Origin of the sequence: Pontimicrobium sp. IMCC45349, from assembly GCF_047219225.1 — a bacterium.
GTDB lineage: Bacteria > Bacteroidota > Bacteroidia > Flavobacteriales > Flavobacteriaceae > IMCC45349.
Window position 1 is genome coordinate 42,196 of the sequence record NZ_CP178208.1, and the last position, 18,854, is coordinate 61,049.

The following is an 18,854-nucleotide window of genomic DNA, read 5'->3' on the forward strand; positions in this document are numbered from 1 at the left end:
TATTAATTCACCAAGCGTTCTACAATTGTCTTTGTTGGCAAAATCTCTTTAGTATATTCAATACTAGGTCCAGCTACCCAAACAGTTTTGTAAGTCGCTTTTTTAGCCGCTTTTTCAGTGGCTTTCATACCTATTGAAAAACGAATCATTTTCACCCATTTTTTAAGCTTTCTATTCTTATTTAATAAGTTTTCTAACCATGTAGCTTTAGTACCAATTTTTTGAACATAAGGTGTGTTAATTACAGTACAAGGTGTTCCCGAAATACGTTCGGTGACTACAATATCATCAGCTCCATAATCTACACATGCTTGTTTATACTCATCGGTTACACTTGCCTCTAGAGACGCAATAAAAGGACTTCCAACAGATACACCAACTGCTCCATAACTTAGCATTTTATCAATGTCTTCTTTACAACCAACACCTCCAGCCGAAATTACAGGAATAGTACAGGCTGTACTTAATTCCTTTATTAACTCTTCAGGTGTTTGAGGTCCTCGATGTCCACCAGCTTGATTATTTACAGCAATTACAGCATCAGCATTTAATCCTTCTACCTTTTTAGCAAACTTTAAATCTACGACATCACAAAACACTTTAATTCCTACTTTATGTGCTTGTTTAATAGTTTCTTCTGGACTTCCTAAAGAGGTGATTATAAAATCGCAACCTTCTTCACATAGTACTTCAAGTTGTCCTTTATATTTTATATTAGATTTATTTACAATAAGATTAAATCCAAACGAACCTCCTTCAGGTTTTGCAGCTTTTAATTCTTTTATAGCTGCTCTAAGTTCTTCTAATGTACGATAGTTAAGTGCAGGAATACAACCAGCAATACCAGCATTCATAGCTTCTATCACCATTTTAGTATTTGACACTAAAAACATTGGTGCCATTATTACTGGATGCTTAATATTTAATATATCTGTTAATTGCTTAGTCATATTTATAAGTTTTGAACAAATATAAAAATATTATGCATGCATAGCAAATAAATAATTTTCACTTATTGAAATAGATTATTAATGATTTAGAATATGTAATTTTAGATTATGAAAATTAAACATATTTTGTTAACTATTACAATAGTCATAATAGGCTTTTCGTGTAAAAAAAAACGATATTCAAACTAATCAAGAAAGACAAAACGACAAAAAAGTTTACAACAAAAATCTTTTAACTGGAGTTTGGGCTGAAAACAAAGATGACAATGCTCTTTTTTATATAGAAAATGATTCTATATATTTTGTTGAACATCAAAATACACCTTTACCAGTAAATTTAATAAACAATGAATTCGTTATTTATTTTGATAAATACACATCCAAAAGTGAAATATTAAAATTAACTAACGATAGTTTAATTTATAAATCAGATTCAGATATAATTAAGCTCTATAAAAGGGAATAAATACCAAATAACATTTATTCAACAAATCGATAATAGGCACATTTTAAATAAGCACCTTCTGGAAAAGTTACTGGATGGTCTAAATCATGTTCAGTTTTAAGAATCACTTTATACTTCTTTTGAGTAGCATTAAGCACTTGTTTATTGATATCAAAAAAAGCTTGACTTAAAACTCTAGAAGAACAAGACGCTAAAACTAGCAATCCATTTTTGGAAGTTAATTGAATTCCCAATGCTGCTAATTGTGCATACTTTTTTTTGGCTAAGGGAATTTCGGAAGCTTGTTTTGCAAAACTTGGAGGGTCAATTACTACAACATCAAATGTCTTCTTTCGATTAATAAGTTTCTGCATTTCGTCAAAAGCATCACCTGCTATAGTTTTATGAATTCCAGTGTAATCATTTAACCTTCCATTTTGTTGTGCAATCTCTAATGCTTGCTTACTAATATCTAAACTGGTAACCTCTGTTGCATTATTTGCCAAAGCATGTACCGAAAATCCTCCAGCATAAGAAAATACATCTAATACAGTTTTACCACTACTCCATTCTCCTACTTGTTTTCTATTAGCGCGATGATCTAAAAAATAACCTGTTTTATGCCCTTTAATCACATTGGCAGAAAAATTTACATCATGTTCAACAAATTCAACAACTTCATTTTCTAAAGTGCCATACACTACTTCACCATCTACTAAATTATGGTTGTTTGAGTTTTGTAACCCTCTACTTAAACGTAACACAACAGTTTTAGCATTAGACACTTCTTGTAAACTTGTTAAGATAAGCTCTAAATATGGTAGCCAAATTTCAGAATACAACTTTACTACTAATACGGAAGCATATACATCTGCAATCAAACCTGGAAAACTATCATTTTCTCCAAATAATAAACGATAGCTATTAGTGTTTGTTTTTAATAAATCATTTCTTTTAGAATAAGCTTCTTTTATTTTTAAATTAAAATACGAAGCATCAATACTAGCGCTTTTATTGGTAAGTATTTTAATTCTAATTGGTGAGTTAGCATCATAAAGTCCTAAGCCTATAAGCTTGTTTTTATTCTTTGCAAAAATGATAGCCAAATCTCCTGTTTGTGCATCGTCATTTATTTTAACGATACTATTTGAAAACACCCAAGGATGCCCTTTTACAACATGCTGTTCTCCTTTAGCATTAAGTTTTATTGCTAATCGTTTTGGTTGATAGTTTGAAGTAATTTTTGAAGAAAAAGACATGTATTATTATTTGGAGTCAAAAGTAACTAAAAAAGCGCAACCAAATTGGTTGCGCTTTTTATATAAAATGTAAAATAATTTATACTAAAAGCTTATTTAACTTCTTCGAAGTCTACGTCTTCAACATTATCACCTTCTGCTTCTGCATTAGCTCCAGCTTGTGCTTCTGGTCCTGCTGCTCCACCTTGAGCTTCTTGTTGTGCTTTGTACATTTCTTCACTTGCAACTTTCCATGCTTCATTAATTTTTTCTAAAGCAGGATCAATTACAGCGATATCCTTAGTTTCGTAAGCTTTCTTTAATTCTTCTAAAGCTGCTTCAATTGGCTGTTTTTTATCATCAGATAATTTATCACCAAATTCTTTTAATTGCTTTTCTGTTTGGAAAATCATACCATCAGCAGCATTTAATTTTTCAGCTACTTCTTTAGCTTTAGCATCAGCTTCAGCATTAGCTTCGGCCTCTTGCTTCATTTTTTCGATTTCAGCATCTGTTAATCCTGAAGATGCTTCAATACGAATATTTTGAGATTTATTTGTCGCTTTATCAGTAGCAGATACTTGGATAATTCCGTTTGCATCAATATCAAAAGTTACTTCAATTTGAGGCACTCCTCTTTGTGCTGGTGGAATACCATCTAAATGGAATCTACCAATTGTTTTGTTATCTGCAGCCATTGGACGCTCACCTTGTAATACGTGAATTTCTACTGACGGTTGATTATCGGCAGCTGTTGAGAATACTTGTGACTTTTTAGTTGGAATTGTTGTATTAGCATCAATTAACTTAGTCATTACGTTACCCATTGTTTCAATACCTAATGATAATGGTGTCACGTCAAGTAATAATACATCCTTTACATCTCCAGTTAATACACCACCTTGAATAGCAGCACCTACAGCAACTACCTCATCTGGATTCACGCCTTTGTTAGGCTTCTTTCCAAAAAACTTTTCTACTGCTTCTTGTACAGCAGGAATACGTGTAGAACCACCTACTAAAATAATTTCATCAATATCTCCAGTTGATAATCCAGCAGCTTTTAAAGCTGTTTGACATGGCTCAATTGTACGCTTTACTAAATCGTCAATTAATTGCTCAAATTTAGCTCTTGTTAATGTACGTACTAAGTGCTTAGGTCCACTAGCAGTAGCAGTAACATATGGTAAGTTGATTTCTGTTTGAGAAGAAGAAGATAACTCAATCTTAGCTTTTTCAGCAGCTTCTTTTAAACGTTGTAAAGCCATTGGATCTTGACGTAAGTCCATACCTTCATCAGCTTTAAACTCTTCTGCTAACCAGTTAATGATTTTTTCATCTACATCGTCACCTCCTAAGTGTGTATCACCATCTGTAGATAATACTTCAAATACACCATCTCCTAATTCTAAGATAGATACATCATGTGTACCACCACCAAAATCAAATACCACAATTTTTTGGTCAACACCTTTTTTATCCATTCCATAAGCTAATGCCGCAGCAGTAGGCTCATTAATAATACGTCTTACTTTTAAACCAGCAATTTCACCAGCTTCTTTAGTTGCTTGACGTTGTGCATCGTTAAAATAAGCAGGTACTGTAATTACAGCTTCACTTACTTCTTGATCTAAGAATTCTTCAGCAGTTTTCTTCATTTTTTGAAGAACCATAGCAGATAATTCTTGAGGCGTATATAAACGACCATCAATATCTACTCTTGGTGTATCGTTATCACCTTTTATTACTTTATAAGGAACACGTTCTGCTTCGTTTTTTGATTCAGAATACTTGTTACCCATGAAACGCTTAATAGAATAAACGGTTTTAGTTGGATTTGTTACAGCTTGACGCTTAGCAGGATCTCCTACTTTTATCTCGCCTCCTTCAACAAATGCGATTACAGAAGGTGTAGTACGTCTTCCTTCAGCATTTGTAATCACAACTGGCTCGTTACCTTCCATTACAGAAACACATGAGTTTGTTGTTCCTAAATCGATTCCAATAATTTTACTCATAACTTTATTTTATTCTTTTATTGTGTTGAATTTCAATTTTTATACAACTTCCTATAGTCAATCATTGTGCCATGACAAAAAATATGACAAGGTGTCACAATATCTCCTAAAACTTTAAACATATATTTATTTTTGTTGACTAAAAAGCATATATCTTTGCCAAAACACTAAATCTATTTAGCTAATGGAATGTATCTCCGTTTTCGATATGTTAAAAATAGGCATAGGTCCTTCTAGCTCTCATACTTTAGGCCCTTGGCGCGCTGCAGAACGTTGGATAGACGAATTAAAATCTGACCATATTTTTGAAAATGTAGAGCGCATTACAATAGACTTATATGGTTCGTTATGTTTGACAGGAAAAGGACATGCTACAGACTTAGCAGTAATGTTAGGTTTAACTGGAGCCAATCCTGAAACAATTCCTGTAGACTCAATCCAATCTACAATTGATGCTATTAAAACTGACAAACAATTAAACTTTAATGGCGAATTAATGATTCCTTTTAACTTTGAAGAAGACATCATTTTTGATAGAGAATTTCTACCATTTCACGCTAACGGGTTAACATTTACTGCCTTTGCTAACAATAAGGAATATAAATCTACCTTCTACTCTATTGGTGGCGGTTTTGTAATAAAAGAAGAACAAACGGAGAATAAAGAAAAAGATGCGCAGTTAAAAGCATTTCCTTATCCTATACAAAAAGCGACAGAACTTCTTGAATATTGTAATAATACTTCAAAATCTATTTCTGAAATTGTATTAATCAATGAACTATCATTAAGAACAGAAGAAGAAGTTGAGTATGAGTTAAAACGTGTTTGGGACACCATGCTTGAATGCATGTATATTGGTTGTCATACCGAAGGTATTTTACCTGGTGGCTTAAATGTAAGACGTCGTGCTTATGATATGCATCAAAATCTTAAAGGTGAACTATCTTACAATTCACCTCAAGAATGGCTGGAAGTTATCAGACAAACCGAAGTAAAATTTCGTCAAATTTTTAAATGGGTAAGCTGTTTTGCTTTAGCTGTTAACGAAGTAAACGCCTCATTAGGTCGCGTAGTTACAGCTCCAACAAATGGAAGTGCTGGTGTTATTCCATCTGTTCTAATGTATTATTTAGTTATTGAAAACCACAAAGCTAATTTTAACCACATTAAACAGTTCTTACTTGTGGCTGGTGAGATTGGAAGCATCTTTAAAAAAGGAGCTACAATTAGTGCTGCAATGGGTGGCTGTCAAGCGGAAATTGGCGTATCATCTGCCATGGCTGCAGGTGCGCTTTGCGAACTTTTAGGAGGTTCTCCAGAGCAAGTTATGATTGCTGCAGAAATTGCTATGGAACATCATTTAGGCTTAACTTGCGATCCAGTTGGAGGTTTAGTTCAAGTACCATGTATTGAACGCAACTCAATGGGAGCAATTAAAGCTATTACTGCAGCTGAGTTAGCATTAGAAACAAATCCTGAACACGCTAAAGTACCATTAGACGAAGTAGTTGACACTATGTGGGAAACTGCTCAAAACATGAAAACTATTTACAAGGAGACCTCTGAAGGTGGCTTAGCAGTTAGGGTAAGTTTATCTGACTGTTAACACCACTAACACAAAACTTTTCGTTATTTTTACATCCTTATTTTAATACATTAAAAATGTCTACTGCTAAAAAAGAATATAAAAAAGTTACTACAAAATCATTAGTAGAAATGAAAAAGCATGGTGAAAAAATTTCTATGCTTACTGCTTACGACTATACCATGGCAAAAATTGTAGATGGTGCTGGAATTGATGTTATACTTGTTGGTGATTCTGCTAGTAATGTGATGGCTGGTCATGAAACCACATTACCAATTACTTTAGACCAAATGATTTATCATGCATCTTCAGTAATTAGAGCTGTAGATAGAGCTTTAGTAGTTGTTGACCTACCTTTTGGAAGCTACCAAAGTGATCCTAAAGAAGCTTTACGCTCTGCTATTAGAATTATGAAAGAAAGTGGTGGACATGCTGTAAAACTAGAAGGTGGCAAAGAGATTAAGGAATCTATAAAGCGTATTCTTAATGCTGGAATTCCAGTTATGGGACATTTAGGATTAACACCTCAATCAATATATAAATTTGGAACATATACTGTTAGAGCAAAAGAAGAGGAAGAAGCAAAAAAACTAATTAGTGATGCTAAAATGTTAGAAAAACTAGGTTGTTTTGCTTTAGTACTTGAAAAAATACCTGCAAATTTAGCGCAAAAAGTAGCAGAAAGCATAAGCATTCCTGTAATTGGAATAGGTGCTGGAAATGGTGTTGATGGACAAGTATTAGTACTTCATGACATGATTGGTATGACTCATGAGTTTAACCCTCGTTTTTTACGTCGTTATATGAATTTATATGAAGATATGACAAATGCCATTTCTCAATATGTTAGCGATGTAAAAGATATATCATTCCCTAACGAGTCTGAGCAATACTAAGCATGGATTCATTAAAAGCTTTAATAGAAACTCTTGAATTACAACCACACCCAGAAGGTGGTTATTACAAGGAAACCTATAGAAGTAAAGATATTATTGTTAAATATGCGCTACCAAAAATATTTAATGGTAACAGAAATCATTCTACTGGAATATATTATTTATTAGAGTCTAAAGATTTTTCTGCGTTTCATAGAATTAATCAAGATGAAATGTGGCATTTCTACAAAGGAAGTACACTTATTTTAACTATGATTTCTGATAAAGGGGAGTTATCAACCATTAAAATAGGAAATGATATTACTAATGGTGAAACTCCTCAAGCTGTAGTTCCCAAAGGTTATTGGTTTGCTGCAAAAGTGGAAAAACCTGAAAGCTATGCACTTCTTGGATGTACTGTAGCTCCTGGGTTTGATTTTCAAGATTTTGAATTAGCAGAGCGCAACAAACTTATAGCTGAGTTTCCGCAACATAAAAATATCATCACCACTTTAACAAGAGACTAAATGTCATCTTCAAATAAAATATTATCAACACCTAAAAACCTTCAAGTTGTTTTTGAAGACAATCATATCATTATTGTAAATAAACGTGCAGGCGATATTGTACAAGGTGACAGAACTGGTGATATTCCTTTAAGTGAAGTTGTAAAAGAATATATTAAAAACAAATACAATAAACCTGGAAACGTATATCTAGGCGTAGTACATAGACTAGATAGACCAACTACAGGAATCGTAGTTTTTGCACGCACATCCAAAGCACTCACTAGACTCAACAAAATGTTTGCAAACAAAGAAGTTTCAAAAACATATTGGGCAGTTGTGAAAAATAAACCTCAAAAAGCAAACAACACGCTTATAAATTGGCTTAAAAAGAACCCTAAAAACAATAAATCTACAGCATATAGCTCTGAGATAAAAGACAGTAAAAAGGCCATTCTTCATTATAAGGTTATTAAATCGTTAGATAACTACCATTTATTAGAAGTAAATCTAGAAACTGGTCGTCATCATCAAATTCGTAGTCAGTTATCAAATATTGGTTCACCAATTAAAGGCGATTTAAAATATGGTTTTGATCGTAGCAATAAAGATGCAAGTATTCATTTACATTCAAGAAAGATTGAATTTATTCATCCTGTAAGCAAAGAAAACATTTCTATTACAGCTCCTACTCCAAATGACGTTATTTGGGACGCTTGTTCATAGTTTTTGCTATATTTAGCAAATGAACATTCCTGAACTACTTCAACTTCAACGTAATTTTTTCAATACTGAAAAAACAAGAGACATTTTATATCTAAAAAATTCACTGAAATCTTTAAAAAAAGAAATTATTAATCGTGAAGAAGATATTTATAAAGCTCTAGAAAGAGATTTTAAAAAGTCAAAGTTTGAAACCTATTTAAGTGAAATAGGAATTGTTCTATCTGAGTTAGACTTAGCTATCAAGAATATTCATAAATGGTCTAAACCAAAGCGCGTTTTTCCTTCTATACTCAATTTCCCTAGCTCTGATTATATCTATTCAGAGCCTTACGGAACAGTTTTAATCATTGGTCCTTGGAATTATCCTTTTCAATTAACATTAGCACCAATGATAGCAGCTATTACGGCAGGAAATACGGCAATTATTAAACCTAGTGAATTGACACCTCACACTTCAAATTTAGTTGAGGATATTATCACTAAAGTATTTCAAAAAGAGCATGTTGCTATCGTCCAAGGTGGTATTCCAGAAACTACAGAGTTATTAGCACAAAAATGGGATTACATCTTTTTTACTGGAAGTGTACCTGTTGGAAAAATAGTTGCAAAAGCTGCTGCAGTACATATGACTCCAGTTACATTAGAATTGGGTGGCAAAAACCCTTGTATTATTGACGGTACAATGAATTTAAAGTTAACCGCTAAACGTTTGGTTTGGGGAAAATTTGTAAACGCTGGACAAACATGTATTGCTCCTGATTACCTTTTAGTGAAATCGGAATTTAAAAATAGCCTCATTAAAAATTTAAAAACTGAAATAGAGAAAGCATATACTATTAATCCTGAAACTTCGCCTGATTACCCTAGAATCATTAATAAGAAAAATTTAGACAGATTGACTAAAATGCTTGATAATGACAAAATTATTCATGGTGGTGCTTATAACAATAACGATAACTTCCTCGCTCCTACTATTATGGACGAACCAACTTTGGATAGTGAAGTAATGAAAGATGAAATTTTTGGCCCAATTCTTCCTATACTAACATATAATACTGAAGAAGACATCAAAAACACAATTAATAATTATGAAAAGCCTTTAGCTTTTTATGTGTTTTCTAACAACAAAAAGTTTGTAAAAAAACTAATGTCACAATATAGTTTTGGAGGTGGTGTTATTAATGACACAATGATTCATTTTGGAAATCACAGATTGCCTTTTGGAGGTGTTGGCGATAGTGGTATTGGCGCATATCATGGACGATTAGGTTTTGATACTTTTACACATCAAAAAGCAGTAGTAAAAAAAGGTAATTGGCTAGATATTCCAATGCGATACGCACCTTATAAGGGAAAACTAAAACAACTAAAATCCATGTTTAATTGGTTTGATTAATCTTCTTTTTGTAAAGGATATAATAAATGTAATTTAACGCCTTCCTTTGGCTTAGAAACCAAAGAGTACTTTGCATTTATAAGAGCAGCTCTATTTTTCATATTTAACAAACCAGAACCAAGTTTGGTTTTTTCTTTATCAAATCCGTTGCCATCATCTTCAGCTATAAACTCTAGATGAGTATCTGTATATTCCATTGACACTCTAAAATTTTCTGCTTCTGAATATTTTATGGAGTTTGACATAAACTCTTGAAAAGTTCTAAACAAAATAATACTATCATTAGCATTAATTTCTTGCTCATCTCCTGAAACAACAAATTGACATTTCATCTTCTTAAGCTTATCTAGTCTGTCAATTTCGTTTTGAACAGATTGGCGCAACCCTAAATTACTTATTACATCATTATTTAACGACTTAGATAAAGATCGTACTTCTTGAATTGCATCCTTAACAACATCTTTAGTATCATCTATCTTACTCTTTAAACTATCTGTTGCCAAGGAAGATACTAAGCTTAATTGCATGCTAGCAAAAGATAAAAGTTGTCCTACATTATCGTGTAACTCTCTCCCAACACTTTTTAATGTTTCTTCTTGGATTTCATTTTGAACATTTGCCAACTCTCTTTCAAACTTTCGTTTCTGCTCGTACTTATCTAACAAAATTTTATTCTTACGCTTTTGAAAAACAATAAAAAACAAAATAACTAAGGTTGTTACAATTACCAATACAGCAATCATATATATCAATAAATACCTTTCGGCATCAGTACTGACTAAACGTTCTGTGGTTTGCACCATAATAAATTAAAAGTAAAGGTTAAATACATGAAAATATTTGCAAACAAAAAGATTTGACGTTTTAAATTTACATAATTCCAATCGTTTACAGTATTATATTCATCAAAAAAAACTAGTGGTGTAATTATTATCCACCAAACAAGAATGGTTAATGATAAATAAAAATTAAAGGATTTATAAAACTTAAGCAGCTTCTCACTCAATAATAATTCTATAAAATAAATTGCAACACAAGTTACAGTAACAAAAGCACCAGCCACTTGAAAATAAAAAGGAAATGTGCTTAAAAATGCTTCAAAATTAAAACCAATATAAGCTATTGAGCTAACAAGAAATACAATACCAATAATATCATACAACAACTTAAACATACCTATTTTTGATATTCTTGAATAATAAAACACATAAAACATTATACTACCTATAGACCAAAATATGGTATACCACCAATTAAACTTACCAAAGCCATTGTTTTTAAGAAACAACAATGCTTCAGAGTTTCTAAAATAACTTAGTAAATAACCTATTACTTCAACAAATACAACATATACTAAAAACCATATAAAATATTTAACTGTTGTGTTTTTATATTTTCTCAAACATAATAAACCCACAATAGCTGCTAATATTTCTACGCCATAAGTAATAAATACATTATTCTTTGTTAAAAAATCTAACATAAATTGGTCATAGCTTTTTTTACTAAACTAATAAGAAATGATTTTTCAAGTGTCAACTTTTTGAGGCTTGCAAAAAACTAAAGAAAAAATGAAGGTTATATACATAAACATATTACATAATAAAATAATGACATCTCTTAAAAACACATAATCACCATCCTCAAGCGTATAATATGATTCATACAAAGTGATAGGTGTTTTAATTAAAAAAAAGATAAAAAAAACAGAGGCAACATAAAAATGAACTGATTTATAAAAGTTGATAATCTTATGACTCATTAAAACTTCTGCAAGATATAATGATGTACTTAAAACTGTTAATAGTACTCCAGAAAATTTAATTAAATAAGATTCTCCATTATAATAGACGCTATAATTAACAGGCAAATAAATCACACATAGTATTATAAATAAATAAGTACTAAGCTTAATTACTTTCTTAAAATATTCATCCTCTATAATAGACCTAAAATAAAGCGACACAAAAAGTGCACTCCCAATACTCCAAAGCAAAGTATACCAGAAATAACTTCTATAAAATAGAGTACCTTTAGTATAGTCATTTATCCAATTAAATGATTCATATTTATAACTAAAATACGGCATCCAACCAATAAGATCAATAAAAACCACATACCACAAAAACCAAATGAAATATTTTACTTTGGTACTCTTGAACTTATTATACATTAGCAGCCCTACAAGGGCTGCTAATAGCTCAATTCCTATGTTTAAAACAAAGTCGTATTCTGCAAGAAATTCTCTCATATATTATTACTACTGCGGATAATTTGCTCCTGGAGGTTTTCCATTACCACCTCCATTAAAGCCATCTGCATCTCCTATATCATTATTACCAGAACCTCCACCATCTTTCCCTTCAGGGATATCTGCTGTAGGTACTATAAAAGCTGTAGTATATCCTGGTTGACCATCAACCTCTGGATAAGCACCAGAGTACACTCTAATTCCATTCATAGTATATCCTAATTCTTTAGCTTGGTTTTCAGCATAATCTAAATACGCTCTTAAATCTTCTAAAGACCACCACGAAGACCTATTATCATCTTGCTTAGTAATGTCTCTCGTAATTAACTCCCAACGAGATGTGTAATTGTCATTTAATTCTTGTAACTCCTTTGGAGATACAATCCCTTTAATTTCTGCCATAATCAATAAATTTAGTTAATGAATAATTAGTTTTTGCTATTAATTTATTCTTAAAAAAGAATCTAATTATCAATAGGTCTAAGTTAGACAAAACTTATTACAAAAAGAAGAAAGCGACTACCTAATACTACATATTTTTTAACTTAAAATGTATTAAGTCTCCTGTAAACTTTTGAGAAAGTCTATTAATTGCTAATACTGATAACTGCAAAACCCGAGGATAACCACCTGTAGTTTGGCAATCTCGCATTAAAACAATAAGCTTTCCAGAAGGTGTTAATTGTACTGTACCAGGAAGTACCAAAGACGTAATAATAGGCTCTAATTGATTTTGCAAAGTTTCTTCCAATTGATAAGCCATACGAGAGTTCTCATTCGCTATACTAAAACCAGAACTCAACAACCTATCTTGCTGTTCATTTGACAGCAAATCAAATTCTGGTCCTTTACACACGTCCAAAGATAAACCTGCAAAATGTTCTGACTTCACTTTTACACTAGCATTGGCATTTGTTCTCTCATTAAAAGTGAATGAAGCACTTGGCAAGATCTCTCCTTTTTCAATTTTAAAAGCATTTGTGATGTTTTTATACATACTACGACTCTTCATTACAGTCTGAGTCAAAAAGCCACCAGAAACCGCTAAATAAGCTCTACATCCTTGCTTTCGCTTACCAAAAGATAATATATCTCCTCTCTTTATATGAATCGTTGTATTAAGCGGAATTGAAATGCCATTTAAACTAGGAGATAAATCTGCTCCTGTAATACTAATCAAACAATCTTGTAGAAATTCTAATTTTGGACCAATCAAAGTGATTTCTAATAACGCAGCATGGTCTTCATTGCCAACTAAAGCATTTGCTATTTTGGCACTGTAACGATCCATAACTCCTGAAACTGGCACACCATACTCTTGAAAATCCCATCGTCCCATATCTTGAATAGTATCATATAATCCAGTTTTTAAAACCTTAATCATCCAACACCTCACTTTCTAATTGATACACGCCAGCATCGACAAGCTTCTTAACAACACTATACTCTTTTCTAGAAATTGGATAAAACTGAATTTGATCTCCTGCTTTTGCAAAACAAGGTGGATTTGAATTGACATCAAAAAAATCAATTGGTGTATTCCCAATAATATTCCATCCTCCAGGACTTGCATTTGGATACACTCCTGTTTGATTTCCACCAATAGCAACTGCACCTTTTTCAACCGCTAATCTAGGTGTAGATTTTCGTGGTATATGAAGTTCTTTTTTTAAGCCTCCCAAGTATAAAAACCCAGGCAAAAAACCAATAAAATAAACGATGTAAATTGAAGTTGAATGTAGCCTAATTATATCTGATTTTGAAATGTTATTTCGACTTGAGATTTCATCTAAATCTATCCCAAATTCGTCATCATAACATACTGGAATATTCCATCGTCTGAAAGAAGGTTTATTTAAACCACTCGTGGTTTTATATGCCGATTTTAAAGTCGAAATTTTATCATAAATATTATTTATACCTAAAACATAAATTACTAATAACGAATTATATGCAGATTTCACCTGAACCTTTTCTTTAATATATTTATTTTCAATAATTTGCTTAAAACAAAGCACATCATTTAGTATATCTCCATGAATTTCGGTAGGCCATTCTATCAAAATTGAATGCGCTCCATAAGGTTTATATGTAAGTTTATATTGCGGCAATTTCTTATTGAATTCGGATTCCTGAAGCGTTTAGTTTTTGAATCAATTCGCTGACTAATTTTACCGAATTTGGTGTGTCTCCATGCACACAAAAAGTTTGCGCTTTTACCTCCACTTCTGCACCACTTATTGTCTTTACTTTTTGATGTACAATCATGTTATAAATATGCGCATACATCGCATCTGAATTTGTAATTAAAGCGTCCGATTGTTTTCGGGAAACTAGAGATAAATCTTCATTATAATTTCTATCTGCAAATGCTTCATAAGTAATTTCTACATCTTCTTTTTGGGCAATTTTAGCAATCACAGAACCATAAGGCACATACAATTTTAAAGGCTGATGAAAACGTTTCATCACCTCCACAATAACCTCAGCTGTAGATTTATCCTTAGCTGCTAAATTATATAATGCGCCATGAGGCTTTACATGATGCAGCAACCCTTGTTCCTCACGTACAATACGTTTTAAACGCTCTATTTGCTGCTTAATACTTTGATATAATGACGTACAAGACATTTCTACTATAGATCTACCAAAGTTCTCTGTATCAGGAAATGAAGGATGTGCCCCTATCTTGGTGTTATATTTAATAGCCAATTGAACAGCCTCTCTCATAGAACGCTCATCACCTGCATGACCACCACAAGCAATATTACATGATGAAATGATTGGTAATAATTCAGATTCATTACCAACACCTTCGCCAACATCTGCATTTATATCTATTGTAAAAACATCCATTATATGACTTCAAATACTTTTAGAATACTTTTTAACCCTAAAAAGATGGTTATTGCTAAGATAATGATTCCTAAGATGTTTTGCTTCAAGTTATTTCTATAATCTCCTAAAATTGAACGCTTATTTACCATCCAAATTAAAAATCCTGCAATTACTGGCAACAGAATACCATTAGCCACCTGAGCAAATTTTATAATTTCTATTGATTTTATTCCTGAAGATGAAGACAATACACCTAAAACCAATATCAATATCCAAACCGCTCTAAATTGTTTCGTCTTCATATTTGACGACCAACCCAAACAACCACTAGCGACATAAGCTGCTGCTAAAGGCGCTGTGATTGCACTAGTGATACCAGCAGCAAATAATCCAATAGCTAAGAAATACTTTGAAAAACTTCCAAAAAGCGGTTCTAAACCCTTTGCTAAATCTGCTGCATTAGACACCTCTGAAGTTTGAATAGCTGCTGCAGAAACAATAATACACATGGATACCATACCTCCTAATACAATTGCCACCAAGGTGTCTTTTCGAGCATATTTTAGATCATTTTCACCTTTCCATTTCTCCTTTACCAATGAGGCATGTAAAAAGAGATTATACGGCACTACAGTTGTTCCTATCAAACCAACTATAGTAAGAATACTATCATCTGGAAAACGTGGTATAAAACCATTCAGAATTGCGCCAATATCTGGTTTTGTCATAATAGCAGTAATCAAAAAGGCTAAACTCATTAAAATCACCAAAGACACCAATGCTTTTTCTAAGACTTTATAATTTCCAATATACAACAATATAAACGCCACAATTCCAATAGCTAAACTGAAATAATTCAAAGAAAACAAACCTAACTCTAAACGTTTTACGCCAAAAATTGCCTCCAACCCTAGAACTCCTCCACTAATGTTTCCGGCTTCATAAGCTGCATTTCCAATAACAATTGCTGATAAAATCAACATAATGGCAAGCACCTTGAGTGCTGGTTGTTTAATTTCTAATCGAATAGTCTCAGCTAATCCCTTTTGAGAAATTATTCCTAAACGCGCAGACATCTCTTGCAATACAACCGTTGCTACTACCGAAAGTACCATTGCCCACAACAATGCAAATCCAAAACTCACTCCTGCAATCGTACACAACGTTACCGTTCCTGGACCAATAAAAGCTGCTGCTACTAAAGGACCTGGACCTATATTCTTAAACCATTGCTTAATCATTAGATGCTGCATTTAAAGCATAAATAGCAAAGCTTCCTAACCAATGTCCTCCTTCATAATTATCATCTACAATACTTGGCAAAGAGTAATTAATATGCTTGTTTGCTATATTTTTCAAGTGACCTAATTCGTCAATATCTTGGGCAATTATATTTAAACTCCATGCTCTTGAAAAGTTAACACCATCCAAATGCACTAGTTTTCCATCTGTACGATCCGACACTTTCCCTGTTGCTATATCAAAATTCTTATCTGATAACTGTGGTAAAAACTTCGACACCCAAGTTTTAAATTCTTCTTTTGCTAAAACGCGCTTCATTATAGCTGCTTCTTCTAAACAAGGTGATAGAAAATCAAACCCACTTGGTTCCCAAGATATTGGGCAACCTTCATCGTTCATATAAAAATCACGTGCACGTTGCTCAATCATTTGCAATAACTGCGTATGACCTACTGTCTTTGCATAATCATAAGCAAAGGTCAACCCAAATGCTGTATTGGTATGCTCTCCTACTCTAATTGGGTAATTTAGTTTCGGTAAAAATTCAATATACTTTTGAACTAACAAATCTGTAAGTGGTTGCAAGTTAGTCTCCAACTCTCTCGCCAATGGATCATCCCAAGTATGCAACTCTTCAGCTAGTTTTAATAACCAAGCCCAACCATAGGTACGCTCATAGGATGTATTGTGTTTTCCATAAAAATATTCGACCTCAGCTAAAATATTTGCTTTAGATATATTAGCCTTTAGCTTCTCTATAATTAATTCCTTATTATCTAATTCTGGAAACTGTTTTAATAAGGATACCAAACTCCAATGTCCATGTACTGCGGAATGCCAATCAAAACATCCATAAAACGCAGGATGCAATGCTTTAGGTGATTGCAGGTCTTCATCTCCACCAATAGTTTGATTAAGTTTATTTGGATATTCCGTATCCATACAATGCAAAGGCAGTTGCGCTAAACGATTGGCCTCTACTAAATCTAAAGTTGGAATAGGCGCAATTTCTACTTCTGGAAGTGATACTTTTTTAACTTCTTTTTTATCTGAAGTATTACAACTTAAACTGAGTGCTAGCAGTGAGAGGATGGTTAGTTTTTTCATAGATGTTTACTCTAAAAATTTAGTAGACACCTAAGGTATTATATTTTTTTGAGATTCATAACTACATTCTGAATGACAAACAAAGTTAAGCTTAACAGCTTTTTAACCCAACCAACCTTCTCTATCTAAACTACGATATTGAATTGCCTCAGAAATATGATTCCCTGTAATTGATGCAGCTTTTTCTAAATCAGCAATAGTACGAGCAACTTTTAAAATACGATCGTAAGCTCTAGCAGATAGATTCAATCGTTCCATCGCTGTTTTAAGCAACTGCTTTGAAGCCTCATCTAGTTTACAATATTCACGAATTTGCTTGGTATTCATCTGTGCATTATAATGCACTTTATCAAGTTCTTTAAAACGTTCTGTTTGAATTTCTCTAGCCTCAGTAACACGTTTTCTAATCTCAACAGAGGTTTCTGCCTTGGTTTCATCAGAAAGTTTTTCAAAAGGCACTGGTGTTACTTCAATATGAATATCAATTCTATCTAAAAGCGGTCCAGATATTTTACCTAAATAACGCTGCATCTCTGCTGGCGAGCTCGTTACAGGTGCATCAGGATCGTTAAAATAACCTCCTGGACTTGGATTCATACTTGCCACTAACATAAAAGATGAAGGGTATGTCACAGTAAATTTCGCTCTAGAAATAGTCACCTCTCTGTCTTCTAAGGGTTGGCGCATTACTTCCAAAACCTCACGTTTAAATTCTGGTAATTCATCTAAAAACAAAACCCCATTATGTGATAAAGAAATTTCTCCAGGTTGTGGATAACTTCCGCCTCCTACTAACGCTACATTAGATATGGTATGATGTGGACTTCTAAACGGTCTTTGTGCCATGAGCCCAGAATCTTTAACTCTACCAACTACAGAGTGGATTTTAGTAGTTTCCAAGGCTTCATGCAAGGTCATTGGTGGTAAAATAGAAGGCAAACGCTTTGCCAGCATAGTTTTTCCTGCTCCTGGTGGACCAATAAGGATGATATTATGCCCTCCAGCTGCTGCAATTTCCATACAACGTTTAATACTTTCTTGCCCTTTTACATCTGCAAAGTCAAATTCAGGAAAATCAAGATTTTTATAAAACTCCTGTCTCGTATCAATAATAGTTTGTTCTATAGCCTCACCTTTATCAAAGAAATTAATAACCTCTAAAATATTTTCTACTCCAAAAACCTTCAAGTCATTAACAATGGCTGCTTCTTTAGCATTTTGTTTAGGCAGAATAAACCCCTTAAAACCTTCCTCTCTAGCTTTTACAGCAATTGGCAACGCACCTTTAATTGGTTGCAAACTACCATCCAGCGACAATTCTCCCATAATAAGATAATCTTCCAAATTAGCTGCTTGTATTTGTGAGGATGCAGCAAGAATTCCGATAGCCAAAGTTAAATCGTAAGCAGATCCTTCTTTACGTAAATCGGCAGGAGCCATATTAATAGTTAATTTCTTACCAGGTATTTTATAACCATTATTTTGCAATGCAGCTGCTATTCGATAATTACTTTCTTTAATAGCATTATCAGGCAATCCTACGAGATGATATCCAATACCTTTATCTACATTTACTTCGACTGTAATGGTTGAGGCCTCTACCCCGAATACAGCACTAGCGAAGACTTTTTTAAGCATAAATCATTGATTTGCTTAAATGTAAGAAAATTACTTAAA

Annotated in this window: 18 protein-coding genes; 5 read left to right on the top strand and 13 right to left on the bottom strand. The window is 32.9% G+C overall.

Annotation, left to right across the window (positions count from 1 at the left end):
* Positions 1-2: 2 nt before the first annotated feature.
* The 3 genes from ACLII3_RS00235 to dnaK form a co-directional block, all read right to left on the bottom strand.
* Positions 3-956, bottom strand: coding sequence for an NAD(P)H-dependent flavin oxidoreductase (locus ACLII3_RS00235; RefSeq protein WP_412987928.1), 954 nt, complete (start codon positions 954-956; stop codon positions 3-5).
* Between the two features lie 474 nt (positions 957-1,430).
* Positions 1,431-2,654: a class I SAM-dependent rRNA methyltransferase gene (locus tag ACLII3_RS00240; protein WP_412985528.1), complete on the bottom strand. Its 1,224-nt coding sequence runs from the start codon at positions 2,652-2,654 to the stop codon at positions 1,431-1,433.
* 92 nt (positions 2,655-2,746) lie between these two features.
* Complete coding sequence (gene dnaK / locus ACLII3_RS00245) at positions 2,747-4,651, bottom strand: molecular chaperone DnaK (RefSeq protein WP_412985530.1); 1,905 nt, start codon at positions 4,649-4,651, stop codon at positions 2,747-2,749.
* 184 nt (positions 4,652-4,835) lie between these two features.
* Here dnaK and ACLII3_RS00250 point away from each other — a divergent pair, with 184 nt between their 5' ends.
* From ACLII3_RS00250 to ACLII3_RS00270, 5 genes are read left to right on the top strand one after another with little or no spacing between them, the layout of a single operon-like run.
* On the top strand, positions 4,836-6,257 hold the full coding sequence (locus ACLII3_RS00250; protein WP_412985531.1) for an L-serine ammonia-lyase: 1,422 nt from the start codon (positions 4,836-4,838) through the stop codon (positions 6,255-6,257).
* Positions 6,258-6,313: 56 nt separating this feature from the next.
* The gene (gene panB / locus ACLII3_RS00255) at positions 6,314-7,132 is read left to right on the top strand and encodes a 3-methyl-2-oxobutanoate hydroxymethyltransferase (RefSeq protein WP_412985532.1); all 819 of its coding nucleotides are present in this window, start codon (positions 6,314-6,316) and stop codon (positions 7,130-7,132) included.
* Positions 7,133-7,134: 2 nt separating this feature from the next.
* Positions 7,135-7,638 (top strand): cupin domain-containing protein, encoded by a 504-nt coding sequence (locus tag ACLII3_RS00260; protein ID WP_412985534.1) that lies wholly within the window; start codon positions 7,135-7,137, stop codon positions 7,636-7,638.
* The gene (locus ACLII3_RS00265) at positions 7,639-8,343 is read left to right on the top strand and encodes an RluA family pseudouridine synthase (RefSeq protein ID WP_412985535.1); all 705 of its coding nucleotides are present in this window, start codon (positions 7,639-7,641) and stop codon (positions 8,341-8,343) included.
* Positions 8,344-8,362: 19 nt separating this feature from the next.
* Positions 8,363-9,739 (top strand): aldehyde dehydrogenase, encoded by a 1,377-nt coding sequence (locus ACLII3_RS00270; RefSeq protein WP_412985537.1) that lies wholly within the window; start codon positions 8,363-8,365, stop codon positions 9,737-9,739.
* Here ACLII3_RS00270 and ACLII3_RS00275 read toward each other — a convergent pair.
* The 10 genes from ACLII3_RS00275 to ACLII3_RS00320 all read right to left on the bottom strand — a co-directional run bounded on the left by ACLII3_RS00275 (position 9,736) and on the right by ACLII3_RS00320 (position 18,815).
* Entirely contained in the window at positions 9,736-10,542 is an 807-nt protein-coding gene (locus tag ACLII3_RS00275; RefSeq protein WP_412985539.1) for a sensor histidine kinase, read from the bottom strand. The genes ACLII3_RS00270 and ACLII3_RS00275 overlap by 4 nt on opposite strands.
* On the bottom strand, positions 10,518-11,222 hold the full coding sequence (locus ACLII3_RS00280; RefSeq protein WP_412985541.1) for a hypothetical protein: 705 nt from the start codon (positions 11,220-11,222) through the stop codon (positions 10,518-10,520). The genes ACLII3_RS00275 and ACLII3_RS00280 overlap by 25 nt, the downstream gene beginning before the upstream one ends.
* 45 nt (positions 11,223-11,267) lie before the next feature.
* A complete protein-coding gene (locus ACLII3_RS00285) occupies positions 11,268-11,990 on the bottom strand; it encodes a hypothetical protein (RefSeq protein ID WP_412985543.1) in 723 nt (240 codons plus the stop codon).
* A gap of 9 nt (positions 11,991-11,999) precedes the next feature.
* A complete protein-coding gene (locus ACLII3_RS00290; RefSeq protein WP_412985545.1) occupies positions 12,000-12,392 on the bottom strand; it encodes a hypothetical protein in 393 nt (130 codons plus the stop codon).
* Positions 12,393-12,519: 127 nt separating this feature from the next.
* Entirely contained in the window at positions 12,520-13,374 is an 855-nt protein-coding gene (locus ACLII3_RS00295; protein ID WP_412985547.1) for a biotin-dependent carboxyltransferase family protein, read from the bottom strand.
* Entirely contained in the window at positions 13,367-14,101 is a 735-nt protein-coding gene (gene pxpB / locus ACLII3_RS00300; protein ID WP_412985549.1) for a 5-oxoprolinase subunit PxpB, read from the bottom strand. Before pxpB ends, ACLII3_RS00295 begins: the two co-directional genes overlap by 8 nt.
* Before the next feature lie 4 nt (positions 14,102-14,105).
* A complete protein-coding gene (gene pxpA / locus ACLII3_RS00305) occupies positions 14,106-14,846 on the bottom strand; it encodes a 5-oxoprolinase subunit PxpA (RefSeq protein ID WP_412985551.1) in 741 nt (246 codons plus the stop codon).
* Positions 14,846-16,069, bottom strand: a complete 1,224-nt coding sequence (locus tag ACLII3_RS00310) for an Nramp family divalent metal transporter (protein ID WP_412985553.1) — start codon at positions 16,067-16,069, stop codon at positions 14,846-14,848. The genes pxpA and ACLII3_RS00310 overlap by 1 nt, the downstream gene beginning before the upstream one ends.
* Positions 16,062-17,177: a DUF2891 domain-containing protein gene (locus tag ACLII3_RS00315; protein ID WP_412985554.1), complete on the bottom strand. Its 1,116-nt coding sequence runs from the start codon at positions 17,175-17,177 to the stop codon at positions 16,062-16,064. Before ACLII3_RS00315 ends, ACLII3_RS00310 begins: the two co-directional genes overlap by 8 nt.
* Positions 17,178-17,279: 102 nt before the next feature.
* Entirely contained in the window at positions 17,280-18,815 is a 1,536-nt protein-coding gene (locus tag ACLII3_RS00320; RefSeq protein ID WP_412985556.1) for a YifB family Mg chelatase-like AAA ATPase, read from the bottom strand.
* Positions 18,816-18,854: the final 39 nt, after the last annotated feature.